General features: G+C 62.5%; 13 protein-coding genes. 4 read left to right on the forward strand and 9 right to left on the reverse strand.

What is annotated here, in order from left to right; genetic code table 11:
* Nucleotides 1-8 precede the first annotated feature (8 nt).
* From J3P81_RS08690 to J3P81_RS08720, 7 genes are all read right to left on the reverse strand, one after another.
* Nucleotides 9-2,726 (reverse strand): nitrate reductase, encoded by a 2,718-nt coding sequence (locus tag J3P81_RS08690; RefSeq protein ID WP_434563199.1) that lies wholly within the window; start codon nt 2,724-2,726, stop codon nt 9-11.
* The gene (gene nirD / locus J3P81_RS08695) at nt 2,723-3,043 is read right to left on the reverse strand and encodes a nitrite reductase small subunit NirD (protein ID WP_434563201.1); all 321 of its coding nucleotides are present in this window, start codon (nt 3,041-3,043) and stop codon (nt 2,723-2,725) included. The genes J3P81_RS08690 and nirD overlap by 4 nt, the downstream gene beginning before the upstream one ends.
* Nucleotides 3,040-5,493 carry a nitrite reductase large subunit NirB gene (nirB, locus tag J3P81_RS08700; protein WP_434563203.1) on the reverse strand — a complete coding sequence of 818 codons (2,454 nt, stop codon included), beginning with the start codon at nt 5,491-5,493 and terminating at the stop codon, nt 3,040-3,042. Before nirB ends, nirD begins: the two co-directional genes overlap by 4 nt.
* A 427-nt stretch (nt 5,494-5,920) precedes the next feature.
* Nucleotides 5,921-7,591 carry a protein kinase domain-containing protein gene (locus tag J3P81_RS08705; protein ID WP_434563205.1) on the reverse strand — a complete coding sequence of 557 codons (1,671 nt, stop codon included), beginning with the start codon at nt 7,589-7,591 and terminating at the stop codon, nt 5,921-5,923.
* A gap of 9 nt (nt 7,592-7,600) precedes the next feature.
* On the reverse strand, nt 7,601-8,812 hold the full coding sequence (locus J3P81_RS08710; protein WP_025212688.1) for a nitrate/nitrite transporter: 1,212 nt from the start codon (nt 8,810-8,812) through the stop codon (nt 7,601-7,603).
* 332 nt (nt 8,813-9,144) lie between these two features.
* The gene (locus tag J3P81_RS08715) at nt 9,145-9,720 is read right to left on the reverse strand and encodes an ANTAR domain-containing response regulator (RefSeq protein ID WP_420764740.1); all 576 of its coding nucleotides are present in this window, start codon (nt 9,718-9,720) and stop codon (nt 9,145-9,147) included.
* 14 nt (nt 9,721-9,734) lie between these two features.
* The gene (locus J3P81_RS08720) at nt 9,735-10,946 is read right to left on the reverse strand and encodes a CmpA/NrtA family ABC transporter substrate-binding protein (protein ID WP_434563207.1); all 1,212 of its coding nucleotides are present in this window, start codon (nt 10,944-10,946) and stop codon (nt 9,735-9,737) included.
* Nucleotides 10,947-11,180: 234 nt separating this feature from the next.
* On the opposite strand from J3P81_RS08720, the gene J3P81_RS08725 reads away from it, so the two are divergent.
* Nucleotides 11,181-12,200 carry a quinone-dependent dihydroorotate dehydrogenase gene (locus J3P81_RS08725; protein ID WP_434563209.1) on the forward strand — a complete coding sequence of 340 codons (1,020 nt, stop codon included), beginning with the start codon at nt 11,181-11,183 and terminating at the stop codon, nt 12,198-12,200.
* Between the two features lie 203 nt (nt 12,201-12,403).
* Here the strand turns inward: J3P81_RS08725 and rmf are convergent, their stop codons facing one another.
* Nucleotides 12,404-12,619, reverse strand: coding sequence for a ribosome modulation factor (gene rmf, locus J3P81_RS08730; protein WP_003223300.1), 216 nt, complete (start codon nt 12,617-12,619; stop codon nt 12,404-12,406).
* A 532-nt stretch (nt 12,620-13,151) separates the two neighbouring features.
* On the opposite strand from rmf, the gene rlmKL reads away from it, so the two are divergent.
* A complete protein-coding gene (rlmKL, locus tag J3P81_RS08735) occupies nt 13,152-15,422 on the forward strand; it encodes a bifunctional 23S rRNA (guanine(2069)-N(7))-methyltransferase RlmK/23S rRNA (guanine(2445)-N(2))-methyltransferase RlmL (protein ID WP_434563211.1) in 2,271 nt (756 codons plus the stop codon).
* 141 nt (nt 15,423-15,563) lie between these two features.
* Nucleotides 15,564-17,948 carry a sensor domain-containing diguanylate cyclase gene (locus J3P81_RS08740; protein ID WP_434563213.1) on the forward strand — a complete coding sequence of 795 codons (2,385 nt, stop codon included), beginning with the start codon at nt 15,564-15,566 and terminating at the stop codon, nt 17,946-17,948.
* A gap of 128 nt (nt 17,949-18,076) precedes the next feature.
* Here J3P81_RS08740 and dacB read toward each other — a convergent pair whose 3' ends face one another.
* Nucleotides 18,077-19,543, reverse strand: a complete 1,467-nt coding sequence (dacB, locus tag J3P81_RS08745; RefSeq protein ID WP_420764735.1) for a D-alanyl-D-alanine carboxypeptidase/D-alanyl-D-alanine endopeptidase — start codon at nt 19,541-19,543, stop codon at nt 18,077-18,079.
* 233 nt (nt 19,544-19,776) lie between these two features.
* Between dacB and J3P81_RS08750 the strand changes: the two genes are divergently transcribed.
* Nucleotides 19,777-20,121, forward strand: coding sequence for a YggL family protein (locus tag J3P81_RS08750; protein ID WP_249875505.1), 345 nt, complete (start codon nt 19,777-19,779; stop codon nt 20,119-20,121).
* Nucleotides 20,122-20,234: the final 113 nt, after the last annotated feature.

The raw sequence follows: 20,234 nt of genomic DNA on the forward strand, positions 1-20,234 counted from the left end.
TGTTTTCCTCACGAGATAGCCGCCAGCGGTTGCGCGTTGGCAACCAGCAGGCGTTTGATTTCCGGTACGCAGGAACCGCACTGTGTGCCGCAACCCAGTTCTTTTTTCAGGCCCTGCAAATCCAGGCCGCGCTCGATACCCGCGCAAACCGCGCGCTGGCTGACATTCATGCAATTGCACAGGGTTTTCCCGCCGCCCATGGCGGCACCGGTGTTGCCCGGTGGCGCGCTCAAGGGGGCCAGCAGCCAGCGCCGCAGTTGCTCGTCGGCGCGACCTTCGAGCCACAGGTTCTGCAGCCAATGGCGAGCCAGGGTTTCTCCGGCCAGCCGAATGGCCGTGATGCGGCCGTTTTCGATCCGCACCCGCTTGCCAATGGAGCGGCGCGGATCGTCATAGGCCAAGACGGGCCCGTCGATAAGGCCGAGTTGCTCGTCGATCGCCTGGAGCAGTTGCGGTGCGGGCGCAGCAGCGCTGGCGGCGCGAATCAGCAATGCGGGACGTTCACGTCCGGTAAGGCTAAGGCTGACATAGGCAAACGCCTCACACAGAGGACGCAAAGTCTCCAGATGCTGTTGAACATCGCCTTCGATCAAGGCGAAAAGCTGCCATGGCAGGTTCACCGGTTCCAGGCGCACGCCGCTGTGCTTGAGCTCCGGCTGCTTCGACAAAGGGTCGAACGCCGGTTGAGTCAGGACGTTGACCCCGCCCTTGAGAAACCGGTCGCCCCAGTGCATGGGCAGGAATGCCTGTCCGGGGCGCACGCTTTCGTCGCTCTCCACCGCCACGATCAGGCTGCCGCGACGGCTTTTGAGGCTGACCAGGTCGCCCGCTTGCAGGCGATGGCGAAGCAGCTCGTCGGGATGCAGGCTGAGCACCGCTTCGTTGACATGGCCAAACAATTGCGCGGCGGTGCCGGTGCGGCTCATGCCGTGCCACTGGTCACGCAAGCGGCCGGTGTTCAGGGTCAACGGATAGCGCGCGTCACGCAATTCCTTGGCGGCGCGATAGGGGTCGGCTACAAACCGAGCCCGGCCGCTTTCCGTAGGAAACACGCCGTCTACGTATAAACGGGCGGTGCCGACCGTAGCGCCTTCGCGGAAAGGCCATTGCTGGGGGCCAAGCTGATCGATCAGCGCGTGGCTTATACCGGACAGGTCCAGGTCGCGACCACGGGTCAGTTGCTTGTACTCATCGAACAGTTGGGCCGGGGTTTCGAAGCCAAACAGGCTGGAGGGGGCCGGACGCAGGCGTTTTTCCAGACGCTGTGCGAAATCCACGGTGATGGCCCAGTCCGGACGTGCTTCACCCGGGGCGTTTATTGCCCGGCGAACGTGTGAAATGCGCCGCTCGGAGTTGGTGACCGAGCCTTCTTTCTCACCCCAACTGGCCGCTGGCAGCAGCAGGTCGGCGAAGGTGGCGGTCTCGGTGGTGCGGAAAGCCTCCTGCAATACCACGAATGGGCAGGCTTGCAGGGCTTCGCGTATGGCGGCCTGGTCAGGCATCGATTGGGCCGGGTTGGTGCAGGCGATCCACAGCGCCTTGATCTTGCCGTTGCGCACCTGCTCGAACAATTCGATGGCGCTGAGGCCGGGGGTTGCGGGTAACTGATCGACGCCCCAGTAATCGGCTACTTCAGCGCGATGTTCCGGGTTGGCTACTTCGCGATGACCGGGCAGCAGGTTGGACAGACTGCCCGTTTCGCGGCCGCCCATGGCGTTCGGCTGGCCGGTCAAGGAAAACGGGCCCGCGCCCGGACGGCCGATCTGTCCGGTGGCCAGGTGCAGGTTGATCAGTGCGCTGTTTTTGGCGCTGCCGGCGGTGGACTGGTTCAGGCCCATGCACCACAACGACAGGAAACTGGGCGAGGTGCCGACCCATTCGGCGCATTGGTGCAGTTGCTCGACACTGATACCGCACAGCTGGGCGACCATGGCGGGTGTGTAGTCGCGTACCAGATTCTTCAGGTCCGCGAGGCCTTCGGTGTGTGCCTTGATGAAACTGCGATCAATCCAGTCTTCCCACAACAGCAGGTGCAAAATCCCATGGAACAATGCGACGTCGGTGCCCGGCAGGATCGCCAGGTGCAGGTCCGCCAGGTCGCAGGTGTCGGTGCGCCGGGGGTCGATGACGATGATTTTCATCTCTGGCCGGCGGGATTTGGCTTCTTCGAGGCGACGAAACAGGATCGGGTGGGCGTAGGCCATGTTACTGCCGACGATCATCACGCAGTCGCTCAGTTCCAGGTCCTCGTAGCTGCAAGGTGGGGCGTCGGCGCCGAGGCTTCGCTTGTAGCCCACCACGGCGGAGGACATGCACAGCCGCGAGTTGCTGTCGATATTGTTGGTGCCCACCAGAGCCCGGGCGAGTTTGTTGAAGGCGTAGTAATCCTCGGTGAGCAATTGACCGGAGATGTAGAAGGCCACGCTGTCGGGGCCGTGCTCGGCGATGGTCTCGGCGAAAATACTGGCAGCGTGATCGAGCGCGCTGTCCCAGTCGGTGCGGGCCCGGGCCAGGCCTTTGCCCAGGCGCAGCTCGGGGTAGAGCGCGCGGGCGGCGAGGTCGCCGGTCAGGTGCAGCGTCGAGCCCTTGCTGCACAGTTTGCCGAAGTTGGCCGGATGGGCAGGATCGCCACTGACGCCGAGGATCCGCTCGCCGTCATGCTCGATCAACACGCCGCAACCGACCCCGCAATAACAGCAGGTCGAGGCTGTGGTCTGGCGGCTCATGAGCTTGCTTCCCGCAGGGCCAGCATGACCCGGCCGTTCTCTACCCGGGCCGTATGGTGGTGGGCGCAACCCACGTCCGGGGCTTGGGCCAGGCCGGTTTCCAGGTCGATCTGCCAGTTGTGCAGCGGGCAGGCCACGCGCTTGCCGTAGATAAGGCCTTGGGACAATGGGCCGCCCTTGTGCGGGCAGCGGTCGTCGAGTGCGAAAACTTCATCGTCGCTGGTACGAAAAATCGCGATATCGCCCTTCGGCCCCTGGATGATGCGTGAGCCCAGGGCGTTGATTTCGTCCAACGCGCAGATATCCAGCCAGTTCATGCCGGCACCTCCAGGTTTTTCACGGGGATGGCCTCGAACTCTTTTTTCAGTTGAGGCTGTTCCAGCCGCTGTTTCCAAGGGTCCTGTTCCAGGGACAGGGAAAACTTCAGACGTTCGTTGAGGGCCTTGCGCCGCTCCGGGTCTTCCAATACCGCTTTCTTGATGTGCTCCATGCCGACCCGCTGCATGTAGTGCACGGTGCGTTCGAGGTAGAAGGCTTCCTCGCGGTACAGCTGAAGAAAAGCACCGTTGTATTCGCGTACTTCTTCGGCGGTCTTGAGCTTGACGAAAAACTCGGCGACCTCGGTCTTGATCCCGCCGTTGCCGCCGATGTACATCTCCCAGCCGGAATCGACGCCGATAATGCCTACGTCCTTGATGCCTGCTTCCGAGCAGTTGCGAGGGCAACCGGAGACAGCCAGCTTCACTTTGTGCGGCGACCACATATTGAACAAGTCATGTTCCAGCTCGATGCCAAGCTGGGTGGAGTTCTGCGTGCCGAAGCGGCAGAACTCACTGCCCACGCAGGTCTTCACCGTGCGGATGGATTTGCCATAGGCATGGCCGGACGGCATGTCGAGGTCTTTCCACACGCCGGGCAGGTCTTGCTTCTTGATGCCCAGCAAGTCGATGCGCTGACCGCCAGTGACCTTGACCATGGGCACGTTGTACTTGTCGGCGACATCGGCAATGCGCCGCAGCTCGGACGGGTTGGTCACGCCGCCCCACATCCGCGGCACTACGGAGTAGGTACCGTCTTTCTGGATATTGGCGTGGGCGCGTTCGTTGATCAGGCGCGACTGCGGGTCGTCCTGGGCTTCGCCGGGCCAGGTGGAAATCAGGTAATAGTTCAGCGCAGGTCGGCAGGTGGCGCAGCCGTTCGGGGTGCGCCAGTTCAGGTAGCTCATGGTTCCGGCGATGGTCAGCAGATGCTGGTCGCGGATCGCCTGGCGAATCTGGCCGTGGTTGAGGTCGCTGCAGCCGCAGATGGCTTTCTCGCTTTTGGGCTTGACGTCCGCCGCGCCGCCCACGGTGTTGATCAGGATCTGCTCCACCAGGCCGGCGCAGGAGCCGCAGGAACTGGCGGCCTTGGTGTGTTTCTTCACGTCATCGACGCTGAACAGCCCGTGTTCCTGGATCGCCTTGACGATGGTGCCCTTGCACACGCCGTTGCAGCCGCAGACTTCGGCAGTGTCGGCCATGCTCATGGCTTTGTCCTGGCCCTGATGGCCTACATCGCCAAGTGCGTTTTCGCCGAACATGAGGTGGTCGCGGATCTCGCTGATGGCGTGATTCTCACGGATCTGGCGGAAATACCAGCCGCCATCCGCCGTATCGCCGTACAGACAGGCACCGACCAGCACGTCATCCTTGATCACCAGCTTTTTGTAGACGCCGCCGATCGGGTCGGAAAGGGTGATGGTCTCGGTGCCTTCGCCGCCCATGAAGTCGCCGGCGGAGAACAGGTCGATGCCGGTGACTTTCAGCTTGGTTGACGTGACTGATCCCTTGTAAGTGGCGAAACCCAGTTGCGCGAGGTGGTTGGCGCAGACTTTTGCCTGTTCGAACAACGGCGCGACCAGGCCGTAGGCGGTGCCGCGGTGGCTGGCGCATTCGCCGATGGCGTAAACGCGTGGGTCGTAGGTCTGCATCGTGTCGTTGACCAGGATCCCGCGGTTGCACGGGATGCCGGATTTTTCCGCCAGCTCGGTGTTGGGACGGATGCCAGCGGCCATCACCACCAGGTCGGCGGGAATGACGTCGCCGCTCTTGAACTGTACCGAGCCGACACGGCCATTGCCGGCGTCATGCAGGGCCTGGGTCTGTTCGCTGAGACGGAATTTCAGGCCACGGCTTTCCAGGGCGGTTTGCAGCAGTTGGCCGCTGGTCTTGTCCAATTGCCGTTCCAGCAGCCATTCGCCGATGTGCACGACGGTCACGTCCATGCCGCGCAGCTTCAGGCCGTTGGCGGCTTCCAGGCCCAGCAGGCCGCCACCGATCACCACAGCGTGTTTATGGGTCCTGGCGGTGTCGATCATCGCCTGGGTGTCGGCGATGTCGCGGTAGCCGATCACGCCATTGAGGGTGTTGCCGGGGATCGGCAGGATGAACGGCGTGGAACCGGTGGCGATGAGCAAGCGGTCGTATTCGGCTTCGCTGCCGTCTTCGGCGATGACCCGGCGCTTGACCCGGTCGATCTCTACTACCTTGCGGTTGAGCAGCAGCTTGATGTTGTTTTCCTGATACCAGTTCAGGTCGTTGAGCACGATTTCTTCGAACGTCTGTTCCCCGGCGAGCACGGGTGAGAGCAGGATGCGGTTGTAGTTGGCGTGGGGCTCGGCGCCGAACACCGTAATGTCGTAGAGCTCATTGCTCAACTTGAGCAGTTCCTCGAGGGTTCGAACCCCGGCCATGCCGTTGCCGATCATTACCAGTTTGAGTTTTTTCATCAGGGTTCTCCGCAAGCTCAGGCCTGTTTCATCACGGCGGTCAGGCTGGCTCGACAATTTTTCGAAAACAAAAAAAGGCGTCCCGCTAGCACAGCTAGCGAGGACGCCTTTGTCCTGGTCCCGTTCTCTCGGGAAGCACCGCCTTCATCGTTGGAAGCGTTGCTTTATGTATGGTGAGAGAGGTTATGCAGTGGTTGTGCCAAGTGCTTCGGGAACGCGGATTTGTTGGGTGATCGGCGGGTCGGGTGAAACCGAGGGGAATTTATTGCACCGAATCAAAGCGTGTTGCTCGCTAATGGAGCGTGGGGCCGATAGTTTGTAGTGGTAGACAGGCCGCCATCGCGAGCAAGCTCGCTCCCACAGGTTTTGTTTCCACTTAGGATCCAGTGTGGGAGCGAGCTTGCTCGCGATGGGGGGCGACCGGATTTCAGCTGTTAAACACCAGGAACAGCAGCACCACATTCACCACCAACGACACCAGCGCCAACGTCCGCCAGACCTTCAGCGGCTCCCTCTCGAGCAAAGGCCTGGGCCTTACGCTCATGCTGCGCCGCTCGCCCTGTTCCAGAACCAACAGCCATTCCTCGGCTGTTTCAAAGCGCTGCGCGGGGTCTGCCGCCACGGCCCGTTCAAGGCTTTGTCCAAGCCATTCGGCAAGGTCCGGTCGATAGCGGCTGGCGTTGATCGGCACGCCAAAGCGCGGGCGCTGGAAGGCTTCGATTTCGCCGTAGGGATAGTGCCCCGTCAGCAGGAAATACAAGGTCACGCCGACCGCATACAAATCCTGTTGCGCCGTAGGGGCGTTGCCGCCGAAGGCTTCCGGGGCAATGTAGCTGGGCGTTCCGGGCAGCACGTTGGCCTGGTCCTCGGACAGGCCGGGGCAGTACGCGAGGCCAAAATCCAGCAGGCGCAATTCGCCATCGTCTCCCAGGTGCAGGTTTTCCGGCTTGATGTCGCGGTGGTAGATCTGCCTTCGATGCAGCAGACCCACCGCTCGCACCAACCGCTGCGCCAGATCTTGCCATTGGGCCAGCGACAGCGGACCGCCCTGGTTGAACAGCTCGGCCAGGGTCGCGCCCGGGTATTCGCGCATCACGTAGTACAGATGCTGGCGCTGAGGCACGCCATGCACCTCCGGAAATTGCCTGCCCGCGACCCGCTTGAGAAACCATTCTTCCGATAGCAGCGCCTGGCCGGCCCGGGTGTCGTCCCGTAACTGCCCGGGCAAGGTTTTCAGCAGCCAGGGTTGGCCCTGGCCATCGCGTACCCGGTAGAGCAACGACTGCTGGCTCTGGCCGAGCGCGCCTTCGATCTGCCAGCCCTCGAACACTTGGCCCGCCTTCAGCGCAGGTGGCAGGGGCCACTGCTGCAATTGGATCAACGCGTCGCCGATGCTCGCTTCGCCCACCGCATCGACCCGCACCAGCAGCGCGCTGGCGTTGTCCTGGCTACCGGCCAGATGCGCGGCGTTGACCAGCGTATGCGCGGCGAGATTGAGGTCCGGCTGGTCGCGCAGGATGCCGGCGATGGCCGTGTCCCCGAGTACCGCCCAGACACCGTCGCTGAGCAGCACGAAGGTTTCGTCTTCGCGTAGCTCACCGTCCAGGAAATCGAGGATCAGGTGCTGATCCAACCCCAGGGCGCGCTTGAGCACATGCTGCATGCCCTGTTGTTCCCAGACATGGTCTTCGCTGACCCGTTGCAGGTGGTCGGCGTGCCAGCGGTAGACCCGGCAATCGCCGACATGGGCGAGGGTGAAGCGCCGGCCCCGCAGCACCAGGGCACTGACGGTGGTGAGCAGCGGCTGCCCGCCACCGTTGGCCTGCAGCCAGCGGTTCTGCGCCGACAGCAGCCGGTCCAGTGCCTGGGCCACGCCCCAGGTTTGCGGCGTGGCGTAGTAGTCCAGCGCCAGTGCCTGCAAAGTAGAGCGCGCCGCCAACCCGCCATCGGCGCATTGGCTCACACCGTCGGCGATGGCGAACAGGTAACCCTTGCTGGCGGCCAAGGCCGGGGCAGGGGTCACCAGGCGCAGGGCGTCCTGGTTCTCCTCCCGTGGGCCGATGGCACTGGCTTCGGCAAAACTCAATTGCAGGCTCATGATGGGCGGTCAGACCCGAGCAGCGGTGACGGCGGCCGAACCCCAAGTAGTTCTCCAGCGACGCTTGACGCCGTGCAGGCCGAACCAGGCCAGGACACCAAGGCTGGCGAACAACCACAACGCCAACTGGTAGCTGCCGGTGCTCTGCTTGATCGCGCCCATGCCCGCCGCGAGAGCGAAGCCGCCGATGCCGCCGGCCATGCCGATCAGCCCGGTCATCACGCCGATTTCCCGACGGAAACGTTGTGGCACCAATTGGAACACCGCGCCGTTGCCCGCACCCAGGCCAAGCATGGTGCAGACGAACAAAGCCAATGCCGCGTAGGAACTTGGCAGGTTGAACCCCACCGCGGCGATGCAGACGGCCGCGACGGTGTACATGCCGAGCAAGGTGCGGATGCCGCCGAAGCGGTCCGCCAGGGCGCCGCCCAATGGGCGCATGAGGCTGCCACCAAAGACGCAGGCGGCGGTGTAGTAGCCGGCCGTGACCGGACTCAGGCCATATTGGTCGTTGAAGTAGCCGGGCAGGGCGCTGGCCAGGCCGATGAAGCCGCCGAAGGTCACGCTATAGAAAAACATGAACCACCAGCTGTCCCGGTCGCCCAGGGCCTTGAGGTAGTCGGCCATGGATTTGGCCTTGGGGCGCTCGGGGGCGTTCTTGGCCAGCCAGGCGAAGAGGACCAGGGTCAGCACCAGCGGGATCAGCGCGAAGCCGAACACGTTGGTCCAGCCGAAGGCCACGGCCATGACCGGTGCGATCAATGCGGCGAGCACGGTGCCCGAGTTGCCGGCCCCGGCGATGCCCATGGCCTTGCCCTGGTGCTGCGGCGGATACCACTGGGACGCCAGCGGCAGGGCCACGGCGAACGAAGCGCCGGCCACACCGAGGAACAGGCCTAGCAGCAGCGCTTGCTCGTAGCTGTGGATGCCCAGTTTCCAGGCGCAGAACAGCGCACCAATGACGATCACCTGACCGACCATGCCGGCGGTCTTCGGCGAAATCCGGTCGGCCAGCAGGCCCATGAACAGGCGCAGTACGGCACCGGCGAGGATCGGGGTGGCGACCATCAGGCCGCGCTGTTGCGTGGTCAGGTGCAGGTCGGCAGAGATCTGCACCGCCAACGGGCCAAGCAGGTACCAGACCATGAAGCTCAGGTCGAAATAGAGGAAGGCCGCGAACAATGTCGGGGTGTGGCCGGATTTCCAGAAGCTTGAATTCATCGCGCACCTCAGCTTTAAAAGTCTCGAGAAATGAGTCAGTGCTTTGAGCAGTGCGCCGCCTGTGGTCGCACCACCGGTCCCGCAGGACCAAAACAAAAAAACGCCGCAACCCGGATTGCCTGAGTGGCAAGAGGGTGTGCGACGTCTTTGTCGTAGGTGGGGCAACCGCCGTTGGTTACCTGTGGGGTTGCTTAAGCGAGATCTGTGCCAACCCGAGGGAGGGGGATGGCTATCGCGAGCAGGCTCGCTCCCACATGGGGATTTGAGGCGTTCACCGATTCTGTGGGAGCGAGCCTGCTCGCGAATGGGGCAGGCCAGGCACTACAAGGCTTTCAGCCAAGCAATTCATTCATCGCAATGATCTGCTCCGCCACCTGGATCAGCTTCTGCTGGCGGCTCATGGCCTGGCGGCGCATCAGCGTGTAGGCCTGTTCCTCGTTGCACTCTTTCATTTTCATCAGCATGCCCTTGGCCAGTTCGATGCGCTTGCGTTCAGCCAGTTGCTGGTCGCGGGCCAGCAGTTGGGCGCGCAGGGCCTGGTCGCTTTCGAAGCGCGCCATGGCGACATCAAGGATCGGTTGCAGGCGCGCGGCGTGGATGCCTTCGACGATGTAGGCACTCACACCCGACTTGATGGCCTGGCGCATCACATCCGGATCGTGCTCGTCGGTAAACATGACGATCGGTCGCGGCTGGTCGCGACTGACCAGCACTACTTGCTCCATCACATCGCGTCCGGGTGACTCGGTATCGATCAGGATCACGTCCGGACGCACCGTTTCGACGCGCGCGGGCAGGTCGATGGTCAGGCCGGATTCGTCGATCACTTCGAAGCCGGCCTCAATCAAGGCCGCTCTAAGGCGGCCGACTTTTTTCGCGGTGTCGTTGATCAGCAGGATACGCAGCATAATCGTGGCTCCTGTCAGCGGCTGGCGAGAAGGGGAGCCGCATCGCTCAAGGCGTGCAGTTTGAAGCTGCGGGCGTACCCGGCCGGGTCCGTGCCGTCCCAGGTGGTGCCGTCGATCAGTTGGCTGCTGCGCATGTCCTGGCCTGGGGGCGTCATGCCCAGTGTCGCAGCGGCTTCACGGTACAGCTCGAGTTGCTGGACCTGGCGCGCGACGGCCAGGTAGTCCGGGTCTTCGCGCAGCAGGCCCCAGCGGCGGAACTGTGTCATGAACCACATGCCGTCGGACAAGTATGGCAGGTTCACCTCGCCGCCTCCGTGGAAGCGCATGGCATGGGGATCTTGCCAGCTGTTGCCCAGGCCGTCGGCGTAGATGCCCAGCAGGCGCGGCTCGATGCAATCCAGCGGCGCATCGAGGTATTCGGGCGCGCTGAGCAATTGCGCGGTACTGCGACGGTTCTCGACGCTTTGCTCGATGAAACGGCTGGCTTCAAGGATCGCCATGACCAATGCCCGGGCGGTATTGGGGTATTGCTCGACGAAAGCGCGGGTGCAACCGAGGACTTTCTCCGGGTGATCGGGCCAGATCGTCTGGGTGGTCGCCAGGGTAAAACCAAGGTTCTGCTTCACCGCGCTGGCGCACCAGGGTTCGCCCACGCAAAAACCGTCGATACGACCAGCTTGCAAGTGCGCGACCATTTGCGGCGGCGGCACCACGACGCTGTCGACGTCCGATAAAGGATGAATGCCCTGGGCCGCGAGCCAGTAGTAGAGCCACATGGCGTGGGTGCCGGTGGGGAACGTCTGGGCGAACGTCAGTTTCGGGCGAGTTTGGTGCACGTGCTGTTCCAGTGCCTCAGGACTGGTCACGCCTTGGGCCTGGAGGCCGTGGGACAGGTTGATGCTCTGGCCGTTCTGGTTCAGCCCCATCAGCACGGCCATGTCGGTGGACGCGACGCCGCCGATGCCCAGGTGCACGGCATAGATCAGGCCGTACAGGCTGTGGGCTGCGTCGATTTCGCCACTGACCAGTTTGTCCCGCAGGTTGGCCCAGGACGCCTGGCGCTTGAGGTTCAAGGTCAGGCCGTAGGGTTGGGCGAAGCCTTGGGTGGCGGCCACCACCACCGGGGCGCAGTCGCTCAGGGCCATGAAGCCAAGATTGATCGCGCTTTTTTCCGGGGCATCGCTGCCATTGACCCAGGCCAGGGGCGTGGCTGGAACTTCATTCATCGATATCACCTTCCACATCAAAAAGCGCCGTGTCCGGGCCAAGGAAGGCCGGACGCCGACGCCGTTGTTCTTTGAAACAGTGCGGCACTCATTCCGTCGTTGGCATGGGGCGCTGATGACCAAAAAGGTGCAAGGCATATGCCAGCGCTGCGGTTTTGTGCGAGCGCCTCGCTTGCGACGCCGTTGCGCGGCTATAATCGCGGCCTCATTTCGTCGCCCGAGTCAAAGCCGCCCATGTACACCCTGGCCCGTGAACTGCTGTTCAAACTCTCCCCGGAAACCTCCCACGACCTGTCCCTGGACCTGATCGGCGCGGGCGGGCGCTTGGGCCTCAACGGTCTGCTATGCAAGGCTGCGGCGAAACTGCCGGTGACGGTCATGGGCCTGGAATTTCCCAACCCGGTCGGGTTGGCGGCGGGCCTGGACAAGAATGGCGCCGCCATCGACGGCTTTGCGCAACTGGGTTTCGGCTTCGTCGAGATCGGCACCGTGACGCCGCGGCCACAGCCGGGCAACCCGAAGCCACGATTGTTCCGTCTGCCTCAGGCCGAGGCGATCATCAATCGCATGGGCTTCAACAACCTGGGCGTCGATCATCTGCTGGCCCGTGTCGCGGCGGCCAAGTACAAGGGCGTGCTGGGCATCAACATCGGCAAGAATTTCAACACCCCGGTGGAGCGCGCCGTCGACGACTATCTGATCTGCCTGGACAAGGTCTACGCCCATGCCAGCTATGTCACCGTAAACGTCAGCTCCCCGAACACCCCAGGGCTGCGTAGCCTGCAATTTGGTGACTCCCTCAAGCAATTGCTCGCCGATCTGGCCCGGCGCCGCGCAGAGCTGGCGGTTATCCATGGCCGGCATGTTCCGTTGGCCATCAAGATCGCCCCGGACATGAGCGACGAGGAAACCGTCCAAGTGGCCCAGGCCCTGATCGAGACCGGCATGGACGCGGTGATTGCCACCAATACCACCCTGGGACGCGAAGGCGTCGAAGGGCTGGAACACGGTGACGAGGCGGGCGGTTTGTCTGGTGCGCCGGTGCGTGACAAGAGCACCCATACCGTGAAAATCCTGGCGGGTGAACTGGCGGGACGCTTGCCGATCATTGCGGCGGGCGGGATCACCGAAGGCCGGCATGCCGCCGAGAAAATCACCGCTGGGGCAAGCCTGGTGCAGGTTTATTCGGGTTTCATCTACAAGGGGCCGGCGCTGATTCGAGAGTCGGTGGATGCGATTGCGGCGTTGGGGTGATTCCGGTTGGTGAGGTCCATTTGTGGCGAGGGGATAACTCCCCTCGCCACACCAGTGTTTTCAGCTCAAATCCGCGAATCCCGGGCATTAAAAAGGGCTCCAGAAGGAGCCCCTTGGGCCGTGGCCCGCCGTCCGGATGGGACGTGCGTGGTTAAATCGGTTTGGATGTCAAGTTGTCGAGTTCTTGAGTAATAAGCCCTGTGTCAGCCGACGGCGTGAAGTTCGTTGAGTCTATGGATACCCGCAGTGCCGGTCATACCGTCCCAGTTGTCGCCGCGTCCTTCCCGCCAGCCATTGATCCAGGCTTGACGTACCGACGGTAGAGTAAAGGGGCAAAGCTCACGGGATTTACCACCAACGCCATATTGGTAACCGCGTAAAAATGCTCTTTCCAACGGATCACGCTTAAGTCTTCTCATAGGGTGTTGCCCTCACTTGTTGACTGTTGCTTAGCGTCGACCTCTATTGAGGCCGGGGCAGAATCATTCTGCCGTTGGCGGCTCGTTGCCGGCGTGACGAGCCGAGGTGTTGACGCCGTTGCGACGTCAACCTGTGGTGAGTTCTAACCAAAGCGTCACACGGATGGAATGATCGTTTTGTCATAAGCACGTAACATTAAAGATGCTAGTGCGATAAGTAACATGATGTTCAACACCCGCTTTCGAGCAAGACCCCTGTATGATCAGCCCTGCGCCGAAAGGCGGTCACCATGGTCGGATGAGAATGGCCCCCTGTTGCACTCGGGTACTATTCGACGAAAGGGGTGACTTTTCACAATTTGTTGCACAGAATTTTTTTATCTGTACACGCATCTAAGCTCTTTGAACCTGAGCGGCGAGTACGGAACGGCACACGCTCGTGCCACGCGGGTGCTCTTGAGAAAAGCACCTGATTGAACCCGGCCCGGCAATGCGTTGCCCGGCCCACTTAGCCAAAGGCTCTGGAAATCCCATGTCCGACCGTTTCGAACTCTTCCTCACCTGTCCCAAGGGCCTCGAAGGCCTGCTTCTTGAGGAAGCCGTCGGGCTTGGCCTTGAAGAGGCGCGCGAGCACACCTCGGCCGTTCGCGGCAGCGCTGACATGGAGACAGCCTATCGGCTCTGCCTATGGTCGCGCCTGGCGAACCGCGTGTTGCTGGTGCTCAAGCGCTTCCCGATGAAGGACGCTGAAGACCTTTACCACGGCGTACTGGATGTCGATTGGCAAGACCACATGCTGCCCGATGGCACCCTGGCGGTGGAATTCAGCGGTCACGGCTCGGGCATCGACAACACCCATTTCGGCGCCTTGAAAGTCAAGGACGCTATCGTCGACAAATTGCGCACCCCTTCGGGCGACCGTCCTTCCATCGATAAGCTCAACCCGGACCTGCGCATCCACCTGCGCCTGGACCGTGGCGAAGCGATCCTTTCCCTGGATCTCTCGGGCCACAGCCTGCACCAGCGCGGCTATCGCTTGCAGCAAGGCGCCGCACCATTGAAGGAAAACCTCGCCGCCGCGATCCTGATCCGCGCCGGCTGGCCGCGCATTGCCGCTGAAGGCGGGGCGCTGGCCGACCCGATGTGCGGCGTCGGCACGTTCCTGGTGGAAGCCGGCATGATCGCCGCCGACATGGCGCCCAACCTGCGTCGTCAGCAATGGGGCTTTACCGCCTGGCTCGGCCATGTGCCGGCGCTGTGGCGCAAGCTCCATGAGGAGGCCACCGAGCGCGCCGCCGCCGGACTGGCCAAGCCGCCGTTGTGGATTCGTGGCTACGAGGCCGACCCACGGCTGATCCAGCCGGGCCGCAACAACGTCGAACGCGCGGGCCTGAGCGAGTGGATCAAGATCTACCAGGGCGAAGTCGCCACTTTCGAACCACGCCCGGACCAGAACCAGAAGGGCCTGGTGATCTGCAACCCACCGTATGGCGAGCGTCTGGGCGACGAAGCCAGCCTGCTGTATCTCTACCAGAACCTCGGCGAACGCCTGCGCCAGGCCTGCCTCAACTGGGAAGCGGCGGTGTTCACCGGCGCGCCGGACCTGGGCAAGCGCATGGGCATTCGCAGCCACAAGCAGTATTCGTTCTGGAACGGCGCCTTGCCCTGCAAGCTGCTGTTGATCAAGGTGCTGCCGGATCAGTTCGTCACGGGCGAGCGTCGCACCCCGGAACAACGCCAGGCCGAGCGTGAACAATCCGCCTACGACCAGGCCCCGGATGTCCCCCAGGAGCGCCAGTACAACAAGAACGGCAACCCCATCAAGCCAGCCCCGGCACCCGCCCCGGTGATCGAGCAGGCGCGCCTGAGCGAAGGCGGGCAGATGTTTGCCAACCGGCTGCAGAAAAACCTGAAGTTGCTGAGCAAGTGGGCCAAGCGTGAGGGCATGGAGTGCTATCGCGTCTACGATGCCGACATGCCCGAATACTCGATGGCCATCGACCTGTACCACGATTGGGTACACGTCCAGGAATACGTCGCGCCCAAATCCATCGATCCGGAAAAGGCCTCGGCCCGGTTGTTCGATGCGCTGGCGGCGATTCCCCAGGCCTTGAATGTCGACAAGAGCCGCGTGGTCATCAAGCGCCGCGAGCGCCAGAGCGGCACCAAACAGTACGAGCGCCAGAGTGCCCAAGGCAAATTCACCGAGGTCAGCGAAGGCGGCGTGAAGCTGCTGGTCAACCTCACGGATTACCTGGACACGGGGTTGTTCCTCGACCACCGGCCGATGCGCCTGCGGATCCAGAAGGAGGCAGCCGGCAAGCGTTTCCTCAACCTGTTCTGCTATACCGCGACCGCCAGCGTCCACGCCGCCAAGGGCGGTGCGCGCAGCACCACCAGCGTCGACTTGTCGAAAACCTACCTGGACTGGGCGCGGCGCAACCTGTCGCTCAACGGTTTTTCCGACAAGAACCGCCTGGAGCAGGGCGACGTCATGGCCTGGCTTGAAGCCAGTCGCGACGAGTACGACTTGATCTTCATCGACCCGCCGACCTTCTCCAACTCCAAGCGCATGGAAGGCGTGTTCGACGTGCAGCGCGACCACGTGCAACTGCTCGACCTGGCCATGGCGCGCCTGGCGCCGGGCGGCGTGCTGTATTTTTCCAACAACTTCCGCAAGTTCCAGCTCGAAGAAAACCTGGCCGAGCGTTACGCGGTGGAGGAAATCACCGCCAAGACCATCGACCCGGACTTCGCCCGCAACGGCAAAATCCACCGCGCCTGGAAAATCATGGCGCGCTGATCTCGAGGCATTGGATCCAGGGGAGCCTTGAAATTCAAGGCTCCCGGGCATCATTGGGGCTGGCTAAAGTGATGGCAGATAGCTATAACTAGGCTGTGGCCGGGGCTGTACATATGCCTGGTCCCTTTCTGAGTTATGTGTATGGCATTACATCAGGTGCGTCCCAGAATCCTGGGCTTTATCAGTGAAGATGTTTCGGCATGGCTAGTGGCGTCCCTGGTCCTGATGGCGGGCTTGCTGCTGACCGGTTTGCTGGCCTGGGGCACGCTGAACCTGTTCAACCAGCAATTGCGTCAGCGCTTCGAACTGCAAGCCGAAGAGCGCTATAGCCGCCTCCAGGAACGTTTCCAGGACCAGGAGCAACGCCTCGACAGCCTGAGACGTTTCTTCGCCAACTCCTCCGGGGTTTCCAACAGCGAGTTCCATGGCTACACCGAAGCCCTGCTGCGGCGCACCCGGGCCTTTGCCTGGGCGCCACGGGTCTTTCGGGACGATCGGCAGCCGTTTGAACAACAGGCGCGGGCCGAGGTGTCTGGCACCTATACCATTCGCGAACAGGATGAAGCCGGTATGTTGCACCCGGCCATCGAACGGGACGAATACGTACCGGTGCTGTACGTCCAGAGCCAACCGTCCTATGGCTCGCCGCTGGGCCTGGATCTTCTTTCGCAGCCGTTACGCCGTGTGACGCTGGAGCGGGCCCGCCAGCGTAACGCGCTGGCGGTTTCCCAACCGGTTAACCTGATAGGGGTCGACCCGGCCTTTTCCCGCGGGGTCGTGCTCGCAGCCCCCGTGAGTCGGCATCTGGCCGGTGAGCCGTTCGGATACGTGGTGGTCGCCGTCAGCATGCGCCAGCTGGTCGCCGATGACCTGCCTGCGCCGGGCCGCGACAACCTGTCGATGCGTGTGATCGACCTGTCCGATGGCGATCATGGGGAGGTGCTGTACGAGACGTCGGACCAGCCGGGCAAAAGCGATTTGGCAGCGACCCGGTTACTGCGCCTCGCGGACCGGGACTTCCGGGTCGAATTGCGTCCCAGCCGCCTGTTCCTGTCGAGCAACCATTCCAGCGTGACAAGCCTGACAGTGCTGGGCGCATTGCTCAGCCTGTTACTGAGCGCGTTGTTTTATACGCTGGTCAGCCAACGGCAGCGGGCCCTGGCACTGGTGGAGCAGCGCACCCGGGAATTGCGGGCCCGGGAGTCGGAACTGCGTGGCACCCACGGCCAACTGCGGGGCGTGCTCGATGCCGCGACCCAGGTTGCGATCATCGCCACCGACCTGCGCGGTGTCATCACTACGTTCAATGCCGGCGCCGAACAGATGCTCGGCTACCGCAGCTGTGACGTCCTGCAAAGCATGACCCTGGAGAGCCTCCACGTTCCCCGCGAGTTGCAACACCGGGCCGCACAACTGGCGGCCCGCTTTGGAAAACCGATCCCGACATGCCACGCGATGCTGCTCGAGGGCGGCGAACAAAGTGGACAACAGGCTCGTGAGTGGACCCTGGTGCGCCGCGACGGCAGTCACCTGACGGTCAACATGTTGGCCACGCCGGTGCTCGATGAGCAGGGATTATGGGTCGGGCACCTGGCGATCTGCATCGACGTCACCGAGCGCAAGCGCGTCCACGAAGCGCTGGCGGCGAGGGATCTGCTGTTGAAGAAACTCAGCGCCCATGTGCCTGGCGGCATCTATCAATTCAAGATGGATTTCAACGGCGGGTTCAGTGTGATCTACGCCAGCGATGGCATCCGCGACATTTATGAGTTGGAGCCCGATGTGCTGGTGCGGCACGCTGATGCGATTTTCTCGCGTATCCATCCATCCGACAGCGCACGGGTACGCGCGTCGATTCGCACCTCGGCCGATACCTTGAGCCCCTGGCGGGAGGAGTACCGGGTGCAACTGCCGCATCGCGGGCTGCGTTGGGTGCGTGGCGAGGCGACTCCCGAACAGTTGCCCGGCGGCGGCGTGTTATGGCACGGCTACATTTCCGACATCTCGGACCTCAAGCGCGTCGAGGAAGAGCTGCGGGCGCTGTCGGTCACCGACGCCTTGACCGGGATTCGCAACCGACGCTATTTCCAGGAGCGCCTGACGACGGAAATGACCCGGGTCGAACGTGGCTCCGGGGAGCTGACGGTGGTCATGCTCGATATCGATCATTTCAAGCGTATCAACGACCAGCACGGCCATGCGGTGGGGGACCGGGTGTTGCAGGCGGTCTGCCAGCGGATCACCCAGCGACTGCGCCGCACCGATGTGTTTTGCCGGCTGGGCGGGGAGGAGTTCGTGGTGCTATGCCCGGATACCGACAGCGAAAGCGCCTACACGCTGGCGTTGGGGTTGTGGGATGGTCTTCGCAGCGCGCCGATTGACGACGTGGGCATCATCACCGCCAGTTTTGGCGTGGCCAGTTGGCGCGCCGGCGAAGGCGCCGATGCGTTGCTGCTGCGGGCTGACGCTGGGGTTTACGCGGCCAAGCAGGCAGGACGGGATCGGGTCGAGGTGCAGTTGGCATAATGGCTTCACGCTAACCGCTGGGGAGTGAGCTTGCTCGCGATAGCGGTGTCTCAACCAGCATCGATGTGTGCTGGTCGACCGAATCGCGAGCAGGCTCGCTCCACATTGGGTTGGTGTTGGGGCCTGGCTCAGAGCAGCGACGCTGCCTGGGGCAGTTTCGGCTGGCGATACAGGTCCAGCAGCACCTGGTCCAGCACGGAGGAAGCGCCCCATGGCTTCGGATCGTTGAGGATGGCCACCACCGCCCAGGTATTGCCATTGATGTCACGGCTGTAGCCGGCAATGGCGCGGACGGTGTTCAGCGTGCCGGTCTTGATATGGGCTTCGCCCGCCATGGCAGTGGTCTTCAAGCGTTTGCGCATGGTGCCGTCGGTGCCGGCGATGGGCATCGAGCTGACGAATTCCGCCGCGTACGGGCTGCGCCATGCCGCTTGCAGCATCGCCGCCATTTCCCGGGCGCTGACCCGTTCCGCGCGGGACAGGCCCGAGCCGTTTTCCATCACCAGGTGCGGCGCCGTGATGCCTTTCTTGGCCAGCCATTGGCGTACCACTCGTTGCGCCGCCTTGGCGTCGTCACCGTCGGCCTCGTTGCGAAACTCCGCGCCCAGGCTCAGGAACAGTTGTTGGGCCATGGTGTTGTTACTGTATTTGTTGATGTCGCGGATGATCTCCGCCAGGTCCGGGGAGAATGCCCGGGCCAACAGTTTGGCGCTCTTCGGGGTCGCGGCCAGGCGGTCGTTGCCCTGGATGCTGCCGCCCAGTTCTTTCCAGATCGCCCGTACGGCGCCAGCGGTGTAGGTGGCATGATCGAGCAGCGACAGGTAGGTCTGGGAACTACAACCCTCGCCGAGCTGGCCGCTGACCGTCACCGTCATGCTGCCGTCCGCCTGGGCCACCGGGTTGTAGCGCACGCCGCCGGTGCATTGCTTGGAGTTGGCGGCCTTGACCACGTTTTCGATGCGGATGTTGGCAATGGGAGGCTCCACCGACACCAGCACCCGGCCCCCGTCATTGCGGGCCACGAAGCGCAGGGCCTTCAGGTTGACCAGCAGCGAGTCGGGCTTGACCAGGAAGGGCTTGTTCACATCGTTGCCGTCGTCGTTGAACTCGGGCAATTGCGGCTGGATGAAAAAGCTGCGGTCGAGCACCAGGTCGCCGGTGACTTGTTGCACGCCGTTGGCCCGCAAATCGCGCATCAACAGCCAGAGCTTCTCCATGTTCAGCTTGGGGTCGCCGCCGCCCTTGAGGTACAGGTTACCGTTGAGGATCCCGCCGCTGAGGGTCCCGTCGGTGTAGAACTCGGTTTTCCACTGGTGGTTCGGCCCGAGCATTTCCAGGGCCGCGTAGGTCGTCACCAGCTTCATGGTGGACGCCGGGTTCACCGAGACGTCGGCGTTGTAAAGCGTCGGGGTGCCGGGGCCGTTGAGCGGCACCATCACCAGGGAGAGGGCGTTGTCTTGCAGCTTGCTGTTCTTGAGGGCCTTTTGCACATTGGGCGACAGGGCGGTGTTGATGGTGGCGGCGCTGGTGGAGACCGGAAGGGCCAGGGGAAGAAGAAGGCTGGCCAGAAGCAGTGGACGCAAAGATTTGATCATGTGAAGTAAAACCCTGCAGGCGAGGGGAGAAAAGACGAGGACATGAAAATGAACGTCCTCAACGGTCATGAAAGTTCGGCATTATGCCCCAAGGCGCAACGGCTTGTGCCGTGCCCAAGCCCGCCGAAGCGGTATTTTTTTACCGACGGTAGGCACAGATGCCCGATGAGTCGGGCAATCGACGCACCAAACTGGTAAAGTGCCGGCCGTTATTACTTATGAGGATTGTTTCAATGGCGACTAACCGTTCCCAGCGTCTGCGCAAAAAGCTGTGCGTGGATGAATTTCAAGAGCTGGGTTTCGAACTGAACCTGGATTTCAAAGAAGATCTGGCCGATGAGGCTATTGACGCTTTCCTCGACGCTTTCCTGAAAGAAGCCATGGAAGCCAACGGCCTGGGTTATGTCGGCGGTGACGACTACGGCCTGGTTTGCCTGCAGAAGCGTGGCTCGGTTACCGAAGAGCAGCGCGCTGCCGTCGAAGCCTGGCTCAAGGCCCGTCCTGAGCTGACCAGCGTTGAAGTCAGCCCGTTGCTGGACGTGTGGTATCCGGAAAAGCCGATCAATTCGAAGGCTTGATGTTAAAAAACCGGCGACCTTCACAGGTGCCGGTTTTTTTGTGCCTGTTTGTTAAGTAATTGTCGTCCTTCAGGCCGCTTTCGCGAGCAGGCTCGCCCCCACAAGGTTATGTG

It is taken from the genome of Pseudomonas sp. R1-6, from assembly GCF_051132115.1.
Classification (GTDB): Bacteria; Pseudomonadota; Gammaproteobacteria; order Pseudomonadales; family Pseudomonadaceae; genus Aquipseudomonas.